The sequence below is a fragment of the Limnohabitans sp. genome (assembly GCF_046052765.1).
In the GTDB taxonomy this organism is placed as follows: Bacteria; Pseudomonadota; Gammaproteobacteria; order Burkholderiales; family Burkholderiaceae_C; genus Limnohabitans.
The window spans coordinates 24,742-46,332 of record NZ_JAVLFQ010000034.1; the positions used below are offsets into that span (position 1 = coordinate 24,742).

Annotated in this window: 22 protein-coding genes; 18 read left to right on the plus strand and 4 right to left on the minus strand. The window is 54.4% G+C overall.

Annotation, left to right across the window (positions count from 1 at the left end):
• The first annotated feature begins 4 nt into the window (after window positions 1–4).
• The 11 genes from bchY (at window position 5) to AC9UG7_RS04450 (ending at window position 9,930) form a co-directional block, all read left to right on the plus strand.
• On the plus strand, window positions 5–1,534 hold the full coding sequence (gene bchY, locus AC9UG7_RS04400; protein WP_509584700.1) for a chlorophyllide a reductase subunit Y: 1,530 nt from the start codon (window positions 5–7) through the stop codon (window positions 1,532–1,534).
• On the plus strand, window positions 1,534–3,006 hold the full coding sequence (gene bchZ / locus AC9UG7_RS04405; protein ID WP_509584703.1) for a chlorophyllide a reductase subunit Z: 1,473 nt from the start codon (window positions 1,534–1,536) through the stop codon (window positions 3,004–3,006). Before bchY ends, bchZ begins: the two co-directional genes overlap by 1 nt.
• Before the next feature lie 136 nt (window positions 3,007–3,142).
• The gene (gene pufB / locus AC9UG7_RS04410; protein WP_509584706.1) at window positions 3,143–3,289 is read left to right on the plus strand and encodes a light-harvesting antenna LH1, beta subunit; all 147 of its coding nucleotides are present in this window, start codon (window positions 3,143–3,145) and stop codon (window positions 3,287–3,289) included.
• A 31-nt stretch (window positions 3,290–3,320) separates the two neighbouring features.
• Window positions 3,321–3,548 carry a hypothetical protein gene (locus tag AC9UG7_RS04415; protein WP_509584709.1) on the plus strand — a complete coding sequence of 76 codons (228 nt, stop codon included), beginning with the start codon at window positions 3,321–3,323 and terminating at the stop codon, window positions 3,546–3,548.
• An 11-nt stretch (window positions 3,549–3,559) separates the two neighbouring features.
• Window positions 3,560–3,760, plus strand: coding sequence for a light-harvesting antenna LH1, alpha subunit (gene pufA / locus AC9UG7_RS04420; RefSeq protein WP_509584712.1), 201 nt, complete (start codon window positions 3,560–3,562; stop codon window positions 3,758–3,760).
• 90 nt (window positions 3,761–3,850) lie between these two features.
• Window positions 3,851–4,684, plus strand: coding sequence for a photosynthetic reaction center subunit L (pufL, locus tag AC9UG7_RS04425; protein WP_509584714.1), 834 nt, complete (start codon window positions 3,851–3,853; stop codon window positions 4,682–4,684).
• A gap of 21 nt (window positions 4,685–4,705) precedes the next feature.
• On the plus strand, window positions 4,706–5,683 hold the full coding sequence (gene pufM, locus AC9UG7_RS04430) for a photosynthetic reaction center subunit M (protein ID WP_509584717.1): 978 nt from the start codon (window positions 4,706–4,708) through the stop codon (window positions 5,681–5,683).
• Complete coding sequence (gene pufC / locus AC9UG7_RS04435; RefSeq protein WP_509584720.1) at window positions 5,680–6,732, plus strand: photosynthetic reaction center cytochrome PufC; 1,053 nt, start codon at window positions 5,680–5,682, stop codon at window positions 6,730–6,732. Before pufM ends, pufC begins: the two co-directional genes overlap by 4 nt.
• 42 nt (window positions 6,733–6,774) lie before the next feature.
• Window positions 6,775–7,539 (plus strand): hypothetical protein, encoded by a 765-nt coding sequence (locus AC9UG7_RS04440; RefSeq protein ID WP_509584723.1) that lies wholly within the window; start codon window positions 6,775–6,777, stop codon window positions 7,537–7,539.
• Entirely contained in the window at window positions 7,532–9,064 is a 1,533-nt protein-coding gene (gene crtD, locus AC9UG7_RS04445; protein WP_509584726.1) for a 1-hydroxycarotenoid 3,4-desaturase CrtD, read from the plus strand. Before AC9UG7_RS04440 ends, crtD begins: the two co-directional genes overlap by 8 nt.
• A gap of 29 nt (window positions 9,065–9,093) precedes the next feature.
• Window positions 9,094–9,930: a carotenoid 1,2-hydratase family protein gene (locus AC9UG7_RS04450; RefSeq protein WP_509584760.1), complete on the plus strand. Its 837-nt coding sequence runs from the start codon at window positions 9,094–9,096 to the stop codon at window positions 9,928–9,930.
• A 28-nt stretch (window positions 9,931–9,958) separates the two neighbouring features.
• On the opposite strand, the gene AC9UG7_RS04455 is transcribed toward AC9UG7_RS04450, so the two are convergent.
• The 4 genes from AC9UG7_RS04455 to AC9UG7_RS04470 form a co-directional block, all read right to left on the minus strand.
• Window positions 9,959–10,744, minus strand: coding sequence for an enoyl-CoA hydratase/isomerase family protein (locus AC9UG7_RS04455; protein WP_509584729.1), 786 nt, complete (start codon window positions 10,742–10,744; stop codon window positions 9,959–9,961).
• Window positions 10,745–10,754: 10 nt separating this feature from the next.
• On the minus strand, window positions 10,755–11,150 hold the full coding sequence (locus AC9UG7_RS04460; RefSeq protein WP_509584732.1) for a type II toxin-antitoxin system VapC family toxin: 396 nt from the start codon (window positions 11,148–11,150) through the stop codon (window positions 10,755–10,757).
• Window positions 11,147–11,422 carry a YlcI/YnfO family protein gene (locus AC9UG7_RS04465; RefSeq protein ID WP_509584735.1) on the minus strand — a complete coding sequence of 92 codons (276 nt, stop codon included), beginning with the start codon at window positions 11,420–11,422 and terminating at the stop codon, window positions 11,147–11,149. Before AC9UG7_RS04465 ends, AC9UG7_RS04460 begins: the two co-directional genes overlap by 4 nt.
• A 231-nt stretch (window positions 11,423–11,653) precedes the next feature.
• Window positions 11,654–12,844, minus strand: coding sequence for an amidohydrolase family protein (locus AC9UG7_RS04470; protein WP_509584738.1), 1,191 nt, complete (start codon window positions 12,842–12,844; stop codon window positions 11,654–11,656).
• Window positions 12,845–12,941: 97 nt separating this feature from the next.
• Between AC9UG7_RS04470 and AC9UG7_RS04475 the strand changes: the two genes are divergently transcribed.
• The 7 genes from AC9UG7_RS04475 to AC9UG7_RS04505 all read left to right on the plus strand — a co-directional run.
• On the plus strand, window positions 12,942–14,540 hold the full coding sequence (locus tag AC9UG7_RS04475) for a 6-hydroxynicotinate reductase (protein WP_509584763.1): 1,599 nt from the start codon (window positions 12,942–12,944) through the stop codon (window positions 14,538–14,540).
• Window positions 14,507–15,448, plus strand: coding sequence for a UPF0280 family protein (locus AC9UG7_RS04480; RefSeq protein ID WP_509584741.1), 942 nt, complete (start codon window positions 14,507–14,509; stop codon window positions 15,446–15,448). Before AC9UG7_RS04475 ends, AC9UG7_RS04480 begins: the two co-directional genes overlap by 34 nt.
• Window positions 15,445–16,098, plus strand: a complete 654-nt coding sequence (locus tag AC9UG7_RS04485; RefSeq protein WP_509584744.1) for an amino acid synthesis family protein — start codon at window positions 15,445–15,447, stop codon at window positions 16,096–16,098. The genes AC9UG7_RS04480 and AC9UG7_RS04485 overlap by 4 nt, the downstream gene beginning before the upstream one ends.
• A 16-nt stretch (window positions 16,099–16,114) precedes the next feature.
• Window positions 16,115–16,699, plus strand: coding sequence for an amino acid synthesis family protein (locus AC9UG7_RS04490; protein ID WP_509584746.1), 585 nt, complete (start codon window positions 16,115–16,117; stop codon window positions 16,697–16,699).
• A gap of 49 nt (window positions 16,700–16,748) precedes the next feature.
• Window positions 16,749–17,471 carry a bifunctional nicotinamidase/pyrazinamidase gene (gene pncA, locus AC9UG7_RS04495; RefSeq protein ID WP_509584749.1) on the plus strand — a complete coding sequence of 241 codons (723 nt, stop codon included), beginning with the start codon at window positions 16,749–16,751 and terminating at the stop codon, window positions 17,469–17,471.
• A gap of 27 nt (window positions 17,472–17,498) precedes the next feature.
• Window positions 17,499–17,990, plus strand: a complete 492-nt coding sequence (locus tag AC9UG7_RS04500) for a (2Fe-2S)-binding protein (RefSeq protein WP_509584751.1) — start codon at window positions 17,499–17,501, stop codon at window positions 17,988–17,990.
• The coding region (locus tag AC9UG7_RS04505; protein ID WP_509584754.1) for a molybdopterin cofactor-binding domain-containing protein at window positions 17,987–21,591 on the plus strand (3,605 nt) is incomplete at its 3' end. The genes AC9UG7_RS04500 and AC9UG7_RS04505, both read left to right, overlap by 4 nt.

Below are 21,591 nucleotides of genomic sequence, written 5' to 3' on the forward strand. Positions count from 1 at the left end.
TCAAATGCGCGACATCATTCCCATCACTCCCCTGGCCAATGCTGCTGCAACAAGCGCAGACGGCTTGGGCTGTCATGCAGGAAAAGACCAAATGCTGGACGCAGCGGCCAAAGCAGGCAAAAGCGACGTGCTGGCTCAGTATGCAGCTGACTATCCCAAAGGTCCGCATGACCAACCACAGTCCATGTGTCCTGCTTTCGGCTCATTGCGTGTTGGATTGCGTATGCGGCGTACAGCCACCATCCTGAGTGGCTCAGCTTGTTGTGTTTACGGACTGACATTCACATCGCATTTTTATGGCGCACGTCGAACCGTGGGCTATGTACCTTTCAATTCTGAAACTTTGGTCACCGGCAAATTGTTTGAAGACATCCGCGAAGCGGTGTACGAGCAAGCCGACCCTGAAAAACTAGACTGCATCGTCATCATCAATCTGTGTGTACCCACCGCCAGTGGTGTGCCCTTGCAGTTGTTACCCAAAGAAATCAACGGGGTGCGCATCATTGGTATCGACGTACCCGGTTTTGGCGTACCCACCCACGCAGAAGCCAAAGATGTACTCGCTGGCGCCATGCTTCAGTACGCACGGCAGGAAGCTATGGCAGGTCCCGTAGCAGCGCCGCGTCAAGGCCGCAACAGCAAACCAACCATTACGTTGTTGGGCGAGATGTTCCCGGCTGATCCGATGATGATTGCGCAAATGATCGGCCCCATGGATTTGGCCGTTGGCACCGTGGCACCTACCCGTGAATGGCGAGAACTGTATGCCGCACTCGATTGCAAAGCGGTTGCAGCCATTCATCCTTTCTATACCGCCAGTGTGCGCGAATTTCAAATGGCAGGCCGTCCTGTCGTTGGCTCAGCGCCAGTAGGTATTGAAGGCACTCACCACTGGCTGGGTGCCATCGGTGAAGCCTGCGGTGTGTCGCAAGACAAAATTGACGCCGCCCGTAATCAAACACTGGGTGCCATGCGAGGCGTCATGGCTTCACAAAAAATCAACGGTCGCATCACGCTCAGTGGTTATGAAGGTTCCGAATTATTGGTAGGCCGTTTGCTGATCGAATGCGGGGCCGATTTACGTTATGTGGGCAGCGCTTGCCCGTCTACGCCTTGGAACCAGCACGATGCCGAATGGTTAAGAGCCAAGGGCGTGCATGTTCAGTTCCGTGCTTCGCTGGAGCAAGACATGGCGGCTGTTCACGAATTCAAACCTCAATTGGCCATCGGTACCACCCCTGTGGTTCAGGCGGCCAAAGAACTCTGTATTCCTTCTTTGTATTTCACCAACCTGATTTCCGCACGTCCACTCATGGGTGTTGCTGGCGCCGGTTCCCTGATCCAAGTGGTCAATGCAGCCATTGGTAACCAGGCCAGGTTCGATGAAATGAAAGCGTTTTTCGGAACTGTCGGGCAAGGCGATGAGGCTGGTGTTTGGGAGGGCGTTCCTGTCATGCACCCGGACTTCAAAAAAGAAGTACGTCGCCAGTTCGAAAAGAAGCAGAAAAAACGCAAAGCCGAGGAGATGGGCTGATGTTTGTTCTAGACCACGACAGAGCTGGCGGTTATTGGGGTGCGGTGTACGTATTCACCGCCATCAAAGGCTTGCAGGTTGTCATTGACGGCCCCGTAGGTTGCGAAAACCTGCCGGTCACATCGGTGTTGCATTACACCGATGCACTGCCGCCCCATGAGTTGCCCATTGTGGTCACTGGTTTGGCCGAAGAACAGTTAGGACGCGAAGGCACCGAAGGTGCGATGAAGCGTGCGCACAATGTGCTCGACCCCGATTTGCCTGCTGTGGTGGTCACTGGCTCTATTGCAGAAATGATTGGTGGAGGAGTCACGCCTGAAGGCACCAACCTGATGCGCTTCTTGCCGCGCACCATCGACGAAGACCAATGGCAATGTGCCAACCGTGCCATCTACTGGTTGTGGACCGAATACGGCATGAAAAAAGTGCCTAAGCGTGTGCGTAAAGAGGGCGAGAAGCCACGCGTCAACATCATCGGACCTTGTTACGGCACTTTTAACAGCGCCAGCGATTTGGCTGAAATTCGTCGTTTGGTGCAAGGTATTGGTGCTGATATCAACTTGGTATTCCCATTAGGCAGCCATTTGGCTGAGGTATCGCAATTGGTGGAAGCCGATGTCAATATTTGCATGTACCGTGAGTTCGGACGCATGCTGTGCGAAGCACTTGACCGCCCGTATTTGCAAGCGCCTATTGGCTTGCACAGCACCACTAAATTTTTGCGTAAATTGGGTGAATTGTTGGATCTTGACCCCGAACCATTTATTCAGCGTGAACGTCACACCACCATCAAGCCGGTGTGGGACTTGTGGCGCTCGGTCACACAAGATTTTTTTGCGACAGCCAGTTTTGCCGTCGTTGCCACGGACACCTATACGCGCGGTATTCGAAAATTTTTAGAAACAGAAATGGGCATGCCTTGTAAGTTTGCAGTCTCGCGTATGCCGGGACAGAAAACAGACAACGCCGCAGTACGCGAAATGGTCCACAAACAAATGCCACTCATTTTGTTTGGCAGTTACAACGAACGCATGTACTTGGCCGAGGCGGGCAGTACCGGACCGATGAAGGCGTCGTTCATTCCTGCATCATTTCCAGGCGCCATCATTCGTCGTCATACAGGTACGCCTTTCATGGGATACAGCGGTGCCACCTACTTGATTCAAGAAGTGTGCAATTCTTTGTTTGATGCTTTGTTTCATATTTTGCCGTTAGGTACGGACATGGACAAAGTGGATGCAACGCTGGCTCGCGGTATCAGCGGCGCACAGGAAAACACCCCTTGGGAAGACGCAGCTCAAAACCGTTTGCATGCATTGGTATCCGGTCAACCGGTATTGGTACAAATTTCTGCGGCCAAGCGATTGCGCGATCTCGCCGAAGGCAAGGCCCGTTCTGGTGGCGAAGAACTTGTCACCGAAGACCATGTCAACAAAGCCGGCCTTGAACTCGGTCTGGGAGAGACAGTTTGAAAACGGCTGATGTATTTTTTTCATATGCACTCGCGTATGAAACTACCCCGATGTCGTGGCAGCAGCTGCGGCTACCCAGGTTGCGCGGGTTGGGCGCAGCGTTGGCCTTGCGGCCATTTTGAAGAAGGAGCATCGCATGTCAAATCATCGGACATCAATTTCCGGCCTGACTGACGAAGAAGCTCAGGAGTTCCACCAGTTCTGGATCCAGGGAACCGTTGGCTTCACAGCAGTTGCTGTGTTGGCCCACATCTTGGTCTGGGCATGGCGGCCCTGGTTCTGAGTCAAGTTCTTTAACCGAATGGAGTAAACCCATGGCTAACACCACCTCTTTTGAATCGCATAAAGCATCCGATTGGGATGAAAAAATTGCGTTTGTTCTGATATTTGTTCCCTGTTTCGTTGTCTTGTTTTCGTTTGCTTTTGTCGGTCAAATGATTGGCATGCGTTGGAAATCCTGGCTACCCGGGGCGGAGAACATGCCAAACATCATTTCAGGTGTCAAGGCTTCGGTTTATACGTTCATGTCTCACATCATTTAGGAGAAATCATCATGTGGAGAATTTGGCGCTTGTACGACCCTTTGCGGGCCATGGTGGTCCAGGGTATTTTTCTGTTCGGTTTGGCAGCAATGATCCATCTCATTTTGCTCAGCACGAACAAGTTCAACTGGCTGGATGGCGCGAAAAAGCCTGTAGCTGCATCGGCGCAAAACTCGCCTATGCCTGCGGCTGTTCCTGCCGAAAAGTCCTGAACTTTGTCAGCACCGGCAGGTGCTGTTTAAAAGACAGCACCTGCACTTTTAAATTCTTTGTGACATCACTTGCGGCAGGAGGGCTAACACATGGCCATGCTCAGCTTTGAAAAAAAATACCGAGTCCGGGGCGGAACCCTTGTCGGTGGTGATTTATTTGACTTTTGGTTAGGCCCGTTTTACGTGGGCTTTTTCGGGGTCACCACCATCTTTTTTGCGTTCCTCGGAACAACCATGATTTTGTGGGGCGCGTCACAGGGCCCAAGCTGGAATTTGTGGCAAATCAGCATTGCTCCGCCCAACCTCTCCTACGGCCTGCGCTTTGCGCCGCTGATGGAAGGGGGCTTGTGGCAGCTCATCACCATTTGCGCCTTGGGTGCGTTCGTGTCTTGGATGCTGCGTGAAGTTGAAATTTGTCGCAAGCTAGGCATGGGTTATCACGTGCCCGCTGCTTTCAGCATGGCGATATTTGCTTACTTCACATTGGAAGTGATTCGTCCGGTGTTGATGGGCGGATGGGGACATGCATTTCCCTACGGCATTTACAGCCACCTCGATTGGGTGTCCAACGTCGGCTACCAATACCTGCACTTTCATTACAACCCAGCTCACATGCTGGCGGTGAGTTTCTTCTTTGCCACCACGTTCGCGTTGTCGTTGCATGGTGCTTTGATTTTGTCGGCCACCAATCCAGGCAAGGGTCAGGTTGTCAAAACACCTGAGCATGAGGACACGTTTTTCCGCGACACCATCGGTTACTCCATTGGCACCTTGGGTATCCATCGTCTCGGGGTATTTCTCGCTATGGCTGCTGTGGCTTTCAGTGCTTTGTGTATTGTGATAAGCGGTCCGTTCTGGAGTCGCGGCTGGCCAGAGTGGTGGGGTTGGTGGCTGAATTTGCCGATCTGGTCTCAGTGGCCTTGACGATTGACAGGAGCAATATAAATGGCTGACTACTACAACCTTTTCACAACTGTCCAAGCCAAGGGACCGGTACACCATGGTGTGGAACTGGGCAAGGGCAATGACACCCGCTTCGGACACCCTGCTATTTTTTGGATATTAGGCAAACTCGGCAATGCACAACTCGGCCCTATTTACCTTGGTGGTTTTGGTGTGCTGTCCCTGGTCTGCGGCATGTTGGCATTCAACATCATCGGTTTGAACATGTTAGCTTCTGTCAACTGGGATCCGGTGCAACTGGTGCGTCAGTTGTTTTGGCTGGCGCTTGAACCGCCACCGCCTGAATACGGGTTGTCGCTGCCACCGCTGAACCAAGGCGGTTGGTTTTTGATTGTGGGTTTATTGCTCTCCATCTCTGTTTTGGCTTGGTGGGTGCGTATGTACCGCCGTGCCATTGCTCTGGGTATGGGCACGCATGTGGCTTGGGCTTTTGCAGCAGCCTTGTGGTTGATGTTCGTACTGGGTTTATTCCGTCCGATTCTGATGGGTTCTTGGGGCGAGGCTGTTCCCTACGGCATCTTCCCTCACTTGGATTGGACAGCGGCTTTGTCCATTCGTTATGGCAATCTTTTTTACAACCCTTTTCACGCTTTGTCGATTGTGTTCTTGTATGGCTCGGTGCTGCTGTTTGCGATGCACGGCGCGACCATCTTGGCTGTGACCCGTTACGGCGGCGAGCGCGAGATTGAGCAAATCGTTGACCGCGGCACTGCCTCTGAACGTGCTGGATTGTTTTGGCGATGGACCATGGGCTTTAACGCCTCCATGGAATCCATACACCGTTGGGCATGGTGGTTCGCGGTGCTGTGTCCGTTGACCGGTGGTATCGGCATCTTGCTGACCGGTACTGTAGTGGACAACTGGTATTTGTGGGCGATCAAGCACGGTGTCGCGCCGCCGTATCCAAATGTTTTTCCTGCTGTGATTGATCCGGCACTGACCCTGGGAGCGAAGCCATGATTGCATACCAATGGACCCAACGCTTATGGCAATGTGCTGTGGGCTTGTCAGCCGTGTTGCTATTATCAGGATGCGAATTGCCAAGCCCTAACAGCGTACAGCATGGCTACCGTGGCACGGGCATGGTGCAGGTGTACAACACCCGGTTGCTTGCCGATAAAGTCTTGGTCAATGTGCCACCTGTGGCCCTTCCTCAAGCACCGTCTGAAGGACCCAAAGCCTCACAGACTTACAAAAATGTAAAGGTACTTGGCAATCTGAGCACCGCCCAGTTCAACCGATTGATGGTTTCCATTACGGCATGGGTTGCTCCTAACGAAGGTGGTTGCGTCTATTGCCACAACCCGGCCAATTTTGCCGAAGATGCCAAATACACCAAAGTGGTTGCCAGACGCATGCTACAAATGACGCAATACATCAACAGCGAATGGAAAAACCACGTTGCTGAAACTGGCGTGACTTGTTATACCTGTCACCGTGGACAACCTGTGCCATCGGCCATATGGTTTACCAAAGACCATCAACCGCATGGTTCTAACTTCATGGGCGACAAGGCAGGACAAAATGAGCCCGCAGTTGAAGTGGGCCTGGCCAGCTTGCCTAACGATCCCTTCACACCGTTTTTGTTGCAAGCCAAAGACATCCGCATGAATGGTCCTACCCCGTTGCCTTCCGGTAACCGACATTCAACCAAACAAACCGAATGGACTTATGCGTTGATGACGCACATGTCAACCTCGCTGGGTGTGAATTGCACTTATTGTCACAACAGCCGTTCATTCCAAAGCTGGGAGAACAGTCCGCCGCAACGCGCCACTGCATGGTGGGGCATCCGCATGGCACGTGATTTGAACGTCAATTACATGGAGCCTTTGACACCGGTATTTCCTGAACATCGCAAAGGTGAACTCGGTGACGCACCTAAACTTAATTGCAACACCTGCCATCAAGGTGCTTACAAACCTTTGTTCGGTGCACCCATGGTCAAAGACTTTCCTGAGTTGTCTCCCCTTTGGTCTGGAAAACCGCCGCAGGTTGCCAGTCAGTGACCGCTAGCTAAGCTGTATCCAACCATCAAGCATGAAATTCCCATGGTCAACCAAGATCCCTTGTCCATGGCAGTTTCAGGTGTGGTGGTGGTACTGCTGGTGGATTACCTGAGAGCGCACCAAGGATGGGGTTGGATGCGACTGGTGCAAGGCGCCTCAGGATTGAAAGACACGCCGGGTTTGCTGTTCACCAAAGTCATGGGCAGTGGCCATGAAGGCGGCTTTGTGCTTCGACCCAGTGCCACCCACCAAGGGTTGATTTGCATGTTTGAAACCGCAGAGCAAGCCGATCAATTCATAGACGGACCCGTGGTGCAGGCTTATGCAGACCGTGCCAAATCATTGTTTGTCAGTGCATTGGCTGTGACTTCGGTACGCGGCAGCTGGGATGGACACCACTGGGGTGTCACACCAGAGCAAAGCCTTGGCAAATACACCGATTTGGATACCGCTTCTGCCGGCATGGTGGCGCTCACACGCGCCAGTATCCGGCCCGCCAAAGCGGTGGCGTTTTGGCGTTATGCACCTGCTGCACAAGATGATTTGAAAAAAGCACCAGGCTGCTTGCTGGCCATGGGCTTGGGTGAGGCTCCATTGGTGCGCCAGTGCACTTTCAGTCTTTGGAAAGACACACCCTCCATGGTTACTTATGCGCATTCAGGGGCGCACCAAGAGGCGATACAAGCCGCCTATAAAAGTGATTTCTTCTCCGAGTCCATGTTTGTGCGTATGCGCGTGTTGAGACGTGTGGGGGACTGGGCCGGTGTGATGACAACCCATGGGGCGCAAGGAGATGGTCTTGGCTGAACACAAAGTTGTCGTGGTCGGTGCTGGCATGGCCGGCTTGGTGACCGCATTGCAATTGGCGCACGCAGGTGTGCAAGTAACCGTGGTGGATAAAGCTGCTGGCCCTGGGGGAAAAATCAGGCAATTGATGCCCAATGGCATACCGGTTGACAGCGGCCCCACCGTATTCACTATGCGTTGGGTGTTTGATCAAATAATGGCCGATGTAGGTACTCGGCTTGAATCCGAATTGCGCATACATCCGCTGAATATTTTGGCCAGACATTTTTGGGAAGATGGCTCGCAATTGGATTTGTATGCAGATCCCGCGCAATCCTTGGATGCGGTCGCCCGTTTTGCGGGAGGTGCCGAGGCAGACAGGTTCAAGAAATTTTGTGAAACAGCCCGTCAGGTGTATGACTTGCTTGAAGGGCCATTCATCAAATCTCCATCTCCATCGATGGCTCAGATGATGGGTAGTTTGGGCCCGCGCGGTTTGGCCACGTTAGCTTCCGTAGGGCCCATGCGCAGTTTGTGGCACAGCTTGGGGCGACATTTCACCGATCAACGATTGCGTCAATTGTTTGCGCGATATGCCACTTATTGCGGTTCATCGCCATGGGAAGCACCGGCTACATTGATGCTGATTGCACAGGTAGAAATGGACGGTGTCTGGGCGGTAGACGGTGGCATGCATGCATTGGCAGCGTGTTTGATGCGATTGGCGCAAGCCCGTGGCGTCAATTTCTTATTCAATAGCGAATGTGAACGCATCGAATTGGACAAAGGCAAAGTGTCTGGTGTGCGATTGATGCAAGGAGACAGTTTGCGTGCGGACAGCTTGGTATTCAACGGCGATATTTCAGCCTTACGCAAAGGATTGCTCGGACCCGGCTTGCAAAAATCAGTCCAAGAAAAAGTACAACCCCGATCGTTGTCAGCGGTGACATGGTCTATGCATGCTGACACTGGTGGCATGGCACTAGACCGACACAATGTGTTTTTCAGAAACACCTATGCGAGTGAATTTGAAGACATCTTCACGCATGGCAAATTGCCGCATCAGCCGACGGTGTATGTGTGCGCCCAGGATCGCGGGATAGGCACACAACCAGATGGCGCTGAGCGACTTTTGTGTCTGGTCAATGCGCCAGCGCGTGGCGACAAGCCACAATCAGAGGATGAATTGCAGGCTTGCGCACACAGCAGTCAAGCATTGATGGCCGCTTCAGGTTTGCATTTAAATTTGGAATCCACCGCATCATGTATTCGCACCACACCCCAGGACTTTCATCATCTGTTTCCAGCGACGGGCGGGGCCTTGTACGGACAGGCCACACATGGATGGATGGCGGCGTTCGCCCGCTCCAACGCCCGTTCGCAAATACCGGGTCTGTATTTGGCGGGGGGCAGCGTGCATCCGGGGCCGGGGGTGCCGATGGCAGCGATGTCCGGGCGATTGGCGGGCGCAGCGTTGATGGCAGACCTCGGTTTGACCAGTTTGTCCCGCAAGACGGTTATCTCTGGTGGTACGTTGACGCACTGAGTGACGATGGCCACTGGGGCTTTAGCATCATCGCGTTTGTAGGCAGCGTGTTTTCGCCTTATTACGCTTGGGACAGGTCACGCAAACTCACATTACCTGACAACTATTGTGCGTTAAATGTCGCGCTTTACAGCAAGCATGCCAAACGCTGGACCATGACCGAACGCGGTGCACGGCACTGTTACCGGGACGATACCCAGTTCACCATTGGCCCCAGCCAATTGCGTTGGGACGGAAATGCATTGGTGATCGACATCGATGAAGTTGGCGTGCCATTGCCACACCGTGTGCGCGGGCAAGTGCGTGTGCATGCAGACACTTGGTTTAACTTCAGCACACCCATAGACCACAGCGGCAAACACCGTTGGGGACCGTTGGCACCGACTGCACGCGTGGAGGTGAATTTGCAGCATCCATCGCAACAATGGACGGGTAATGCGTATCTGGATTCCAACGAGGGCGATGAACCCATAGATCGTTCATGCCATGAATGGGATTGGTCGCGCAGTCCCATGAAAGACGGCTGTACGGCAGTCATTTATGACTTGCAAGGTAAACCTGGCATACAAGAGGACAAGCTGTTGGCTTTGCGATTTAAACCCGATGGCTCTATAGAAAAATTTACAGCACCTGAAAGACAGGCGCTCAACCCCACGCTGTGGCGAATTCAACGGCGTATGCGCAGTGAATCGTCGGTGCAAGTGCAGGAGCAATTGGAAGACACGCCTTTTTACCAACGCGCTTTACTTAAAAGCAGATTGTTGGGCGAAGAGGTGCAAAGTTTTCATGAGACTTTGTTTGTGCCAAGGTTGGTGTCGCCGGTGGTGCAAGCCATGTTGCCTTGGCGCATGCCACGGCGCAGTTAATCACCAACGAAGCGCGTATTCATTTGCTTTATGTGCCTTTGAAAACCGGTTGGCGTCGCTCAGCAAAAGCAGCCAGACCTTCGGCAAAATCTTGGCTGCTTGAGCTGGCGTTTTCACGCGCACGCAAGCGGTGTTCGTCATACTTTGCGCAAGCAATTTCATTCAATGATTGTTTGGTGGTTTGAGCAGCGAGCGGCGCGAGTGCCAGCACATCATCGACCAAGGCTTGCAAGCCGCTGTCCCATTCGTCGGGCGAATGCCAGCTTTCAAAAATACCCAAGGCATTCAGTTGTGATTGATTGAACACCCGCGCAGTCAAAAAGGCACGTTTGGCCGCAGCGATGCCAAAGTGACTGACGTAACGTTGCAATCCACTGGGGTAGTAATGCAAACCTAATGCCGTGGCTGGCATACGCCACTCAATGCCATGCAGTGCGATGCGTAAATCGCAGGCCAGCACCAAATCGGTGGCGCCGCCATACACACTGCCATTCAAAGCGCACACGGTGACAGGGCGCAGTGACGCCAAAGCATCAGCGATTTTTTCAAATGCGTGAGAGCCTTGTGCGTTGTCTTTGAAACCGCCAATGTCATAGCCCGCACAAAACACCGGTTTGGGCTGGCCGTGCGTGTTGGCAGTCAATACCAATACACGCACATTTTCATCTTGGTTGATCTGATCAAACTGTTCCAGCAACGTGACAAGGTCGGCGTTTTCCAAACGGTTGCGTTGCGCTGGACGGTTCAAGGTGAGGGTGGCAACTCCTGCAGCGATGTGTAGCGATGGCGGGGTGCTGTCGTGGGTGGAGGTCATTCAGGGGCTTTCAAGGGCAAATCAATTTGATTTTTGGGAAGTAGGTTTTGTAGCGGCCTGCATCGCGGGTAAGTAATTTGAATTTTTCAGCTTCGGCATGAGCACCAATGAAAAAATCGGGCAACACACCGGTCTTGGTTCCACCGCTTTGTCGGTATTGGCGAAACGCTTTGCCTGCCAACAAAGCAGCAGGGCGCGTCAGATCAAGCACTTGGATACTCAGCGTCGCCAGAAACCCGTCGAGCAGTTTGTGTTCTGTCGGGTAAGCAGACAACTCGGCGTAGACCACCATGTTGATCGCCAGTTGACCTGGCTTTGCACTGCGCAATTGCTTGACAGACCAAGGCATCCAAATAGCGTCTGCCTTGTAAATATCGAGCAGCACATTGGTGTCCACCAAAATCATGGCTTGTTCCAGTCATCGCCTCGGGTGATGGCCATCCACTCGTCGGTGCTCGGACCTTCTTTAGCTATGCCGATGAATTGGCGGATAGGGTCGTCCGGTGACAGAAAAGACAAGTCAGGAGCGGGAAACTGCCGGGCGGCTGTGTCTGACTTGGCCGCCACCATGTATTCGGCCAAAGCTTGTTGCACCACGTGAGATTTGGACAGATTGCGAGAGGCACAAAACTGTGTCAGATCGCGCTCAATGGACTCGGGTAAACGGACAGACAGCATGGTTGCTCCTCGTCAAAAAGTAACGGTTTATCGATGAACGTTATTGTATGACAAATTAAATTTTAATGTCATACAGAATGAATAAAGGAAATTCGTCATGGCCGCGAATAAGCCAGCGTTGACTGGGGGAGAGGTGAGTCAGGCTTATGTGTTCACCTGATGTTGCAAATATTGTTAAAAAAGTGATAACAACAAGTATTGCAGAGAGTACTTACCGGATGTTTATAGAGTTCAGTGCACCACCACCGGCACTTCCGTCGCAGGCGGCGTATTGCGCGAACGGTGGCAGCGCACCAAGCCGTCGATCATCACCATGCCTATGCCGGGTATGTCGCCAAGTTGTACGCTCTCCAACAAGGTTTTTCCAGCGGTGTGTTGCGCGCGGTCCATGAACACAAAGTCGGCGGCGCGTCCGACTTCAATCAAACCGCAATTCAGGTTGCGTATACGCGCCGTGTTGCCTGTTGCAAAACAAAACACCAGCTCGGCGGGTATGTGGGCCAAGCTGGAGAGCAAGGCGATCATGCGCAACATGCCCAGTGGTTGCACGCCTGAACCCGCAGGTCCATCGGTGCCCAAAATCACGCGGTGCGGGCACTTCAGTTCGAGCGCGGCAATGGCGGCTGCAATCGCCACGCGTTCGTTACCGTTGTGCACGATCTCAATGGCGCGGCTGGACTTCTCGCACAACTCGCACACATGGGCTTCACTTAATGAGGTGTGGCCGCCGTTGATGTGACCAATGACATCGGCATCGGCTTCAAGCACCACGTCTTTGTCGATCAATCCCGATCCTGGAATCGATGGCCCGCCCGTGTGTATGGTGCTTTGTATGCCATGTTTGCGTGCCCAAGCCACCATTTCTTTGGCTTCATAACCGGCTTTGACCGAGCCCAATCCCACTTCACCCAAGAGCGTCACGCCCGCGGAGGCGAGTTCTGCAAAGTCGTGCTCGGTCATGCCTTTTTCGATGATGGGTGCACCGGCAATCACTTTGACACCGCCGGGTCGGAAGTTGCTGAAGGCGCGTTGTGCGGTGATCGCAAGCGCTTTCAAGCCCACGATGTCTTTGGGGCGTCCCGGCAAATGCACTTCACCCGCAGACACCATGGTGGTCACGCCGCCGTTCATGGTCGAGTCTATCCAACCGATTTGGTTTTGTCTGGGGGTCCAATCGCCGAAAACCGGGTGCACATGGCTGTCGATCAGGCCAGGTGCCACGCAGGTCTGGCGCACATCTATGACGGTTTTTGCGCCCTCGGTGTTCAAGTCTTTGTAGTTGCCCACTGCCATGATGATGCCGTCCATGACGACGATGGTGTCGGCTTGCAAAACGGGTTGGTCAATGTCGCCCGAGAGCAGCAAGCCGATGTTTTTGATAACGACTTTGCCGGATGCTTCTTCGATTGCAGCGGTGGCCATGACGGACTCCTTGGTACTATGGTGTGATGGGGCAATGGCAAAGCCACAAGCATAATGCGTCTTGGCCTTTGCCCAGATCCTCACCCATCCGAACGGCATGCACACACCGAGCAACACACACACCGATGGATTGCCTGCAGCAGACAACACGCTGCCCACAGGCTTGCAGCGCGTCGAGCCCAAACACGGACCAGTGCGCGAGGGCAAGGTGGAATGCAATGCCTGCCCGGTGCTGTGTCAAATTTCAGAAGGCCGTGTCGGTGCCTGCGATCGCTACGCCAACCACGAAGGTGTGCTGGTGCGCTTAGATCCCGTGGTGATGCTGAGCCGCCAAGCGGCAAGCACGGCAACTCAGCCGTTGATGCCACGTACCGAATCAGACACTTTGCCGCAAACACTGTCCATGGGTGACAGCGAAGAACGCGGCGTTTTCGTCACCGGCATAGGCGCGTCCACGACTTATCCGGATTACAAGCCTGCGCCTTTCATTGTCGCGTCCAAATCGCGTGGCGTGGACATGGTGACGGTGGTGACCGAGGGCATCTTCAGTTATTGCAGTCTCAAGGTGAAGATAGATACCGACCGTTACCTCGGCAACGAGCGGGCAGCCGTGCTGTACCAAGGCGAAGAAGTCGGCCATGTCACGACAGCGGAGTATGGTTCGCAAATGCTCAGCTTGGGCGGCGTACATCACTTGACAGGTGGTAGCAAAAAGCAAGGCCGCATGGCGTTGGAGTTGATGCACAAACTGGGCAATCAACAGTCCTTGGAAGTACAAATTGAGAACGGTGCCAAGCTTTTACTGCAAGCAGGTAAAGCACCGGTGGTGGACGGGGTCACTGAACAGCGCATGCGTGTCGGTTGCGGCTCTGCGGCCATTGGCATGTTTGCCCGTCAATGGTGGGGTACATGCGATGAAGTGGTGGTGGTGGACGACCACATCACCGGCGTGTTGACCGAGCACCAAGCCGGACGTTGTTTGCACATGAAGCCCAGTGGTATCGCCATCAACGGGCGCAAGTCCACACCCGGGCGTTATTTTCAAGTGGCGCTACCCGGCACCGGTTGGGGAGGCACCAGCATCACCGACCCCCTGTCTATTTTGGGTGAATGGAACCCCGAAGAGGCGTGGCCGGGTTTGCGTTTGCTCATGACTTCAACCACCGGTGAACATTCTGCTTGGTATGTATTGGACACACAACTCAGGCCGCAGCCGGCTGAAATGCCTGCTGAGGTGAGGCAAGTGGTGGAGCGCATCGGCGAGAACTGTGAACCCTCTTTGGTGTCGGTACTGTTTCTCGGTGGTGCAGGCGGGAGTCTGCGCTCCGGTGTCACCGACAACCCGATTCAACTCACCCGTGCGGTCAAGCAGGCCTTGGTCAACGTCAGTTGCGGCGGCGCTCCTGCTTATGTCTGGCCGGGCGGTGGTATCACTTTGATGGTGGATGTGATGCGTATGCCGGCCCACAGTTTTGGCACGGTGCCGACGCCTGCCATCGTGGCACCGATTGAATTCACTATGCGGCTGAGTGACTACCAAGCTTTGGGCGGCCACATGGGTTTTGTGCGTACGCTGGATGACAGTATCCGCCACGGTGCATGGCACAACGACGGCGCACCCACGCTTATGCGCTGGGAGTCACCACCTTCAGAATCCAGTCCATGGCCATTGGACGCGCCACCGATGTTGGGCTGATGTATATGCACGCACAACGCCGATCACTGTCTGAGGGTCGTTGGCATTTTCAGCACGGGCCTATCGATATTGTTTTGCAATTGCAGGGTAAGCCCGATGCTTGTGCCACTGCGTTGGAAAAAGCCTGGCATCGGTTCGAGACCCTACTGCCCGAACTGGTGAGTGAATTGATTTTCCTCAGACAACCCGTCGCTGAGTTGAGTGACCATGTGTTCAAACACCCAGTGGCCCAACTCATGCACCGTGCGGTTGCGCAGGCTGCATTCGCCGCCACTGATGGGTTTGTCACACCCATGGCCGCAGTGGCGGGATCAGTGGCGCAAGCGTTGTTACCGTATCTTGCGCAACCCGGTGTCGATAAAGCCTATGTCAACAATGGAGGTGATATCGCTTTGCACTTACACCCTGCAGAGCACTGGCGCATAGGTTTGGTCAGCGACTTGTCGCAAGCCTTGTCTTGCTTGTCTGTGGATGACGCGGGTGAAATAGATGCTGTGGTTGACGGTGCGTTCATGATAGAGGCTCACATGCCGGTGCGCGGCATTGCCACCAGCGGCTGGCAAGGACGCAGTTTTTCATTGGGTATTGCTGACAGCGTGACAGTGCTTGCCGCCACCGCCGCGCAAGCCGACGTGGCTGCGACCTTGATTGCGAACGCAGTCAACATTGACGACCCACGCATTCAACGTCGCCCGGCCGACAGCTTGCGCGACGACACCGATTTGGGTGCGCGTTTGGTGACTGTGGATGTGCCGCCTTTGTCAGAAGTGCAGATTCAGCAGGCTTTGCAACTCGGGCTAGACTGTGCCCAAGCTATGCAGACGCGTGGTCTGATCCATGCGGCCTTTTTAAGTTGTCAAGGCCAGAGCGTGCTGGTTGAATCTATGGAGTGTAGGGTTGAATCATGAATGACTTCATTGATGTGCGTCGAGTATTCACTCACGTGGAACACATACACCACGAGTTTGGTCCACCCGCAGACATACCCTTGGTACGAGGCGCAATTGCCGCTGTGCTGCGCAATCCGTATGCTGGTGCCTATCACGCAGACATCTTGCCTATGATGGAAGCACTCAATCCTTTGGGTGTGGACTTGGCCAAGCAACTGTGTGATGCCATGGGTGTGACGCCGCAACACATTCAAGGCTACGGCAAAGGCGCCATCGTAGGCGCAGCGGGCGAACTTGAACATGGTGCACTGTGGCATGTACCAGGTGGGTACGCCATGCGAGAACTGCTGGGTTGGAAAGGTGAGCGTGCCGCTTACACCCAAGGCGGTGGCGGCGACAAACCCAGCGGTCAACCTGGCAACGCTTTGGCGATTGTGTCTTCTACCAAGAAAGTCGGCCCGCCAGGTGCGGCATTGGATGTACCGATGACGCACATCAACGCCAGTTATGTGCGCAGCCATTTTGATGCGATAGAAATGCGTGTGCCGGGTGCGCCTCGTGCCGATGAAATCATTGTCATATTGGCCATGAGTACCGGCGCCCGTGTGCATGCGCGTGTGGGCGGCTTAAAAGCGCAAGACATCAGCCAATGGAACGGTTTGCGCTGAACGCGCAGGAGACAATATGAAAGCAAATATCCGCAAAATCATTGTGCAACTGGACGAAATCCATCAGGATGGCGGTCAATCTGTGTCTCCGCCGACCCGCCGTGCGTTGGCCATGGCGGTGATTGCCAATCCGTATGCGGGACGCTTTAGCGATTCCTTGGATGAGCTCATTGACATTGGCGAAGAGCTCGGTGGTCTGTTGGGCGAACGCTGTGTACAGGCCTTGGGCATTGCGCCAGATCTTGCCCAAAGCTATGGCAAAGCCGCCATCGTCGGTGAGGGCGGTGAACTCGAGCACGCAGCCGCTATTCTTCATCCTAAGCTGGGCGCGCCCTTGCGCAAAGCCGTGAGCAAAGGCGCAGCTTTGGTCCCCTCAGCAAAAAAACAGGGCACACTCGGTACTGCGGTGGATGTGCCGTTGGGCCACAAGGACGCGGCGTTTGTACGCAGCCATTTCGACGCCATGGAAGCGCGTGTCGCCGATGCACCACGCGCCAACGAAATCGTGGTTGCCGTGGTGGTCACTGACAGCGGGCGGCCTCATCCGCGCATTGGTGGCTTACAAATACAAGAGATCGTAGGTCAGGACGGCCTGCGTTAAGTCGGTATCCCTACGCACGGGTTGTGCGGTTCTTGATTGGAGTTGATGTATGAAAGCTGATCGTAGAAAACTTCTGACCGCCTTGGGCACCATGGGCGCCTTGGGTGCGGTTGCGCCTTGGGCTTGGTCTGCCAGCAAAGTCAAACCTGGCGCTGATTCGGTATTGATCGTGGTTGATGTGCAAAATTGTTTTGTAGAAGGCGGCACTTTGCCCGTGGCCAAAGGTTCTGAAGTTGTGCCAGTGATCAACCGCATTTCAAAAGCATTTGACAATATCGTGGTCACACAAGACTGGCATACCCAAGGCCATGCGTCGTTTGCTTCAGCTTACACCGGCAAGAAACCGTTTGAAACCACCAAACTCACCTACGGCACCCAAGTGCTCTGGCCAGACCATTGTGTGCAAGGCACGCAAGATGCAGAGTTGCACAAAGACTTGGCCTTGCCATCCGCTCAATTGATCATCCGCAAGGGCTACCACCCCAAGGTTGACAGCTATTCGGCTTTCATGGAAGCAGATAAAAAAACTGCAACGGGTTTGTCTGGTTACTTGAAACAACGCGGTATCAAGAAAGTTTTTGTCACAGGTCTTGCCACTGACTTTTGCGTGGCTTGGACAGCGATGGATGCTCGCGCCGCCGGTTTTGAAGTGGCTGTGGTGGAAGATGCCTGCCGTGGCATTGACTTGAACGGCTCGCTGGCTGCAGCTTGGAAAAGCATGGCCGACAAAGGTGTCAAGCGCATCCAGTCTGACGATATCCAAGTCGGCTGAAGCTAAAGCCTGATCACACCGACGTCTATGACTCCCTTGCGTTCAGTGGAGGTCACACTCAAGGTCAATCAACACACTGTTGATCTGACCTTGAGCGACGCGGCCAATTTGTTGCATGTGCTGCGCAACGACCTTGGACTGAACGCACCTAAATACGGTTGCGGGCTAGGCGAATGCGGGGCGTGTACCGTGTTGGTCGACGATATTCCCGCCCGTGCTTGCGTCATACCTGCGTTAGAAATGCAAGGCAGAAACATCACTACGTTGGAAGGTTTGGGCGATGCGCAATGTCCGCATCCAGTACAACAAGCTTTCATTGAGACCCAAGCCGCGCAATGCGGCTATTGTTTGAATGGCATGCTGATGATGACCGTGGCATTGTTGCGCCGCCACCCGCATCCCACGCAACAGCAAATACGACAAGCCCTGTCGGCCAATTTGTGCCGCTGCGGCACACACCTTGAAATCATCGCCGCTGTGCATCGTGCAGCAGAATTAATGGGTTCGCATACACCATGAACATGCGCGCGTCACAAGTCAAGTCGCGCGAGGATATATGGCAGGCAAGCGGTGTGTGTCGCGTTGTGCGTGCGCCCTTGCCAGCAGCGCCGCCTGCGCCAGGTCAACCCGGCTTTGTGTTCAGCCAACCAGACGAAGGTCATGAATGCTTCATTGCTTTGTGGGACGACGGCAGCGTCACAGCGCTTCACGGCCATGTGGATTTAGGCACAGGATTGCGCACTGCGCTCACGCAAATCGTGGCCGAAGAATTGTCCGTATCGCCATCGCGCATACACCTGTTGATGGGAATGACGGGTGTTTCACCCAACCAAGGCGCGACCATTGCCAGTGCTTCGATACAAATACACGCTGCGCCATTGCGTGCCGCAGCCGCACAAGCCGCGCAATGGCTGTTGCAACAAGCGGCGCGTTTATGGGTGTTGCCTGTAGATGATTTACGTTTGACCCCGGCAGGTATACAAACCAAAGACCGTTCGCCTGTGCCCTGGGGTAAGTTGCTCACCGGCTTGAACATTGAATTGACTTTGGACTTGAATACGCCACTCAAGCCATTGAATGAACACAGCTTGTCTGGCCAGAGTCTGGGGCGTATCGACATACCTGCCAAGGTATTTGGCGAATTGGTGTTTGTGCATGACATGCGGTTGCCGGGGATGTTGCACGGGCGTGTGGTGCGACCGCCTTATGCAGGTGCTGACAGCGGGGACTTCATCGGTCATACTTTGGAGCGTGTTGAAGCTCAATCAATCGCCCATATACCCGGCATACGTTCGGTGGTCGTACAAGGTGACTTCGTCGGCATCGTGGCCGAGCGCGAAGAACACGCCGAGCAGGCCATGCGCGAACTCACGGTGGTTTGGAAAACCTGGCCTGGTATGCCTGATGTGTCTGACAGTGAAAACGCGATCCGAAGCAACCCGTCAACGCAGCGCCAATTGATCAACGACGGCGATATTGACAAGGCATTGGGCGATGCTGCACAACAATTGCAACGCACTTATGTATGGCCTTATCAAATGCACGCGTCCATCGGGCCATCGTGCGCAGTGGCGCATTGGCAACCGTTACAGAAAAATGCGTCTGGGTATGCATTACGTATCTGGGCTGGCACACAAAACCCGCATGCCTTGCGCGCCGACATTGCCATGCTTTGCGGACTGCGCGATACACAGGTGGAAGTGGTGCGCATGGAGGCGGCAGGTTGTTACGGACGCAACGCTGCAGATGATGTGGCCGCGGATGCAGCCTTGTTGTCCAAAGCGGTGGGTGCACCGGTGCGTGTGCAACTCAGCCGCGAGCAAGAGCACTTGTGGGAACCCAAGGGTGCGGCTCAACTGATGCAAGTGCGAGGCGGTTTGTCTGTCAGCGGTGAACCCAGTGGTTATGACTTTCAAACATCGTATCCGTCCAACGGCGCTACGACGCTGGCGCTGTTGCTCACGCGCACGGTAGAACCGCTGGCGCGTGCCTACGAGATGGGCGACCGCACCGCACGCCCGCCTTATGACTATGCCGATTTGCGAGTCACTGTCAACGACATGCCGCCTATATTGCGAGCTTCTTGGTTGCGTGGTGTATCGGCTTTGCCGAACGCCTTTGCGCATGAAAGTTTCATCGATGAACTGGCGACTGCCGCAGAAGTGGATCCGTTGCAATACAGACTGGCGCATATGTCTGATGAGCGTGCCAAGGACGTGTTGCAAGCCACCGCCGACAAAGCCGGATGGAAGTCGCACACAAAGGCACAGCAACAAGCTGCACAAGGTGAATGGTTGCAAGGACAAGGCGTGGCTTATGCACGCTACACGCACAGCAAATGGCCAGGCTTTGGCGCAGCATGGGCGGCATGGGTGGCTGATGTGCAAGTACACAAAATCACAGGCGAAGTACAGGTCAAGCGCGTGGTGGTAGGGCATGATGCGGGGCGCGTCATCAACCCCAAAGGCGTCGAACAACAAGTACACGGCAATGTGTTGCAAACCACCAGTCGGGCATTGCTGGAGCAGATACAAACCGATAGCGTCAACGGCAGCGTGACCAGCGCCGAATGGGGCAGCTATCCGATTTTGAATTTCAATCAAGTGCCGGTGGTTGAAGTGGTGCAAATGCCGCGCCCATTGCAAGACCCTTTAGGTGCTGGCGAGTCTTCTTCAGTACCTGGAACAGCAGCGATAGCGAATGCGATTTTTGATGCGACCGGTGTGCGATTTCGTAACCCACCGTTCACGCCGGAAGTGGTACGTGCCGCTTTACATCCATTGGCCGCACCCGCGACCCCAGCACCGCAAGCTGATCAAGTCACACCTCATGTGCCACGTGCCACACAACCGGGCATGGTCAGAGGTTGGCGCTGGCAACAGTTGAGCGGTGTATTGCTCGCTGGGCTTGCTGTGGGTGCAACCGTCATCGGTTGGCGCAGTGCTTTGCCGCGTGTATCTCCGGTGAGTTCCTCATTCTCATCCGCGCAAGTAGAGCGCGGCTCACAGTTGGCAGCCTTGGGTAATTGCGTGAGTTGTCATACAGCTGATCAAGGGGCCGCATTGGCTGGCGGTAAACCTTTCGTCACGCCCTACGGCACGGTCTACAGCACCAACCTGAGCCCTGATCCTGAAACCGGTATGGGCGCATGGTCATACCAGGCGTTTGCACGCGCCATGCGTGAGGGTGTGTCGCGTGACGGTCATGCCTTGTATCCGGTGTTTCCGTTCACCTCATTTGCACGGATGAGCGATGAAGACATGACTGCCTTGTACGCTTGGTTGATGGCGCAAACGCCGGTCACACAATCAACGCCTGCAGCAGTCATGGTGCTGGGTTTGAATATGCGCCCTTTGTTGTCCGTATGGAACGCTTTGTTTCACACCGACAGAGCAGACCGCTACGACAGCAGCCAAACCCCACAATGGAACCGCGGCGAATACCTGGTCAATGGCGTAGCGCATTGCGGTGCGTGTCACACACCGCGCAACATCATTGGGGCCGAGCAAAAGCAAACGGCTTATATGCAAGGGGCTTGGGTAGATGGCTGGCAGGCACCGGCATTGACAAGTTTCAACCATTCACCGATGCCTTGGCGCGAGCAGGACTTTTTCAATTACTTGCGCAAAGGCTATACGGGTTTTCATGGCACAGCCAGTGGGCCGATGGCGCAAGTGGTGCGTAATTTACGAACCGTTTCTGACGATGACTTGCAAGCCATGTCTTTGTATTTGGCGTCTTTGAATCCTAGTTCTACCGCTTTAGATGAGGCTGATTTCGGGGGCCGTGCCCTCGCGGTAGTCACGCAAGCCGCAGACCGCGCACCCTTGTCTGACGCTGCAGCCAGACAGTTTGCGGGCAGTTGCGGTGCCTGCCACCATGACGGTGATGGTCCGCAGTTGCTCGGTGTGAATCAACCGCTTGCACTCAACGGTAATTTGCACAGCGACAGTCCAGCCAATTTGGTACGGGTTATTCTGCAAGGTGTGCAGCAAGCGGCTTCACGCGACATTGGCTACATGCCGGCATTTGAAAACAGCTTGAGCAAGGCGCAAATCACGGCTTTAGTTCAGTGGATGCGACAACGTTATGCACCTGATAAACCCGCTTGGACGCAAGA

What these genes read in the sequence shown, in the direction of transcription:
- bchY (WP_509584700.1), top strand. Translation starts at nt 5, where the DNA reads ATGCGCGACATCATTCCCATCACTCCCCTGGCCAATGCTGCTGCAACA.
- bchZ (WP_509584703.1), top strand. Translation starts at nt 1,534, where the DNA reads ATGTTTGTTCTAGACCACGACAGAGCTGGCGGTTATTGGGGTGCGGTG.
- pufB (WP_509584706.1), top strand. Translation starts at nt 3,143, where the DNA reads ATGTCAAATCATCGGACATCAATTTCCGGCCTGACTGACGAAGAAGCT.
- AC9UG7_RS04415 (WP_509584709.1), top strand. Translation starts at nt 3,321, where the DNA reads ATGGCTAACACCACCTCTTTTGAATCGCATAAAGCATCCGATTGGGAT.
- pufA (WP_509584712.1), top strand. Translation starts at nt 3,560, where the DNA reads ATGTGGAGAATTTGGCGCTTGTACGACCCTTTGCGGGCCATGGTGGTC.
- pufL (WP_509584714.1), top strand. Translation starts at nt 3,851, where the DNA reads ATGGCCATGCTCAGCTTTGAAAAAAAATACCGAGTCCGGGGCGGAACC.
- pufM (WP_509584717.1), top strand. Translation starts at nt 4,706, where the DNA reads ATGGCTGACTACTACAACCTTTTCACAACTGTCCAAGCCAAGGGACCG.
- pufC (WP_509584720.1), top strand. Translation starts at nt 5,680, where the DNA reads ATGATTGCATACCAATGGACCCAACGCTTATGGCAATGTGCTGTGGGC.
- AC9UG7_RS04440 (WP_509584723.1), top strand. Translation starts at nt 6,775, where the DNA reads ATGGTCAACCAAGATCCCTTGTCCATGGCAGTTTCAGGTGTGGTGGTG.
- AC9UG7_RS04455 (WP_509584729.1), bottom strand. Translation starts at nt 10,744, where the DNA reads ATGACCTCCACCCACGACAGCACCCCGCCATCGCTACACATCGCTGCA.
- AC9UG7_RS04460 (WP_509584732.1), bottom strand. Translation starts at nt 11,150, where the DNA reads ATGATTTTGGTGGACACCAATGTGCTGCTCGATATTTACAAGGCAGAC.
- AC9UG7_RS04465 (WP_509584735.1), bottom strand. Translation starts at nt 11,422, where the DNA reads ATGCTGTCTGTCCGTTTACCCGAGTCCATTGAGCGCGATCTGACACAG.
- AC9UG7_RS04470 (WP_509584738.1), bottom strand. Translation starts at nt 12,844, where the DNA reads ATGGCCACCGCTGCAATCGAAGAAGCATCCGGCAAAGTCGTTATCAAA.
- AC9UG7_RS04475 (WP_509584763.1), top strand. Translation starts at nt 12,942, where the DNA reads ATGCACACACCGAGCAACACACACACCGATGGATTGCCTGCAGCAGAC.
- AC9UG7_RS04480 (WP_509584741.1), top strand. Translation starts at nt 14,507, where the DNA reads ATGGCCATTGGACGCGCCACCGATGTTGGGCTGATGTATATGCACGCA.
- AC9UG7_RS04485 (WP_509584744.1), top strand. Translation starts at nt 15,445, where the DNA reads ATGAATGACTTCATTGATGTGCGTCGAGTATTCACTCACGTGGAACAC.
- AC9UG7_RS04490 (WP_509584746.1), top strand. Translation starts at nt 16,115, where the DNA reads ATGAAAGCAAATATCCGCAAAATCATTGTGCAACTGGACGAAATCCAT.
- pncA (WP_509584749.1), top strand. Translation starts at nt 16,749, where the DNA reads ATGAAAGCTGATCGTAGAAAACTTCTGACCGCCTTGGGCACCATGGGC.
- AC9UG7_RS04500 (WP_509584751.1), top strand. Translation starts at nt 17,499, where the DNA reads ATGACTCCCTTGCGTTCAGTGGAGGTCACACTCAAGGTCAATCAACAC.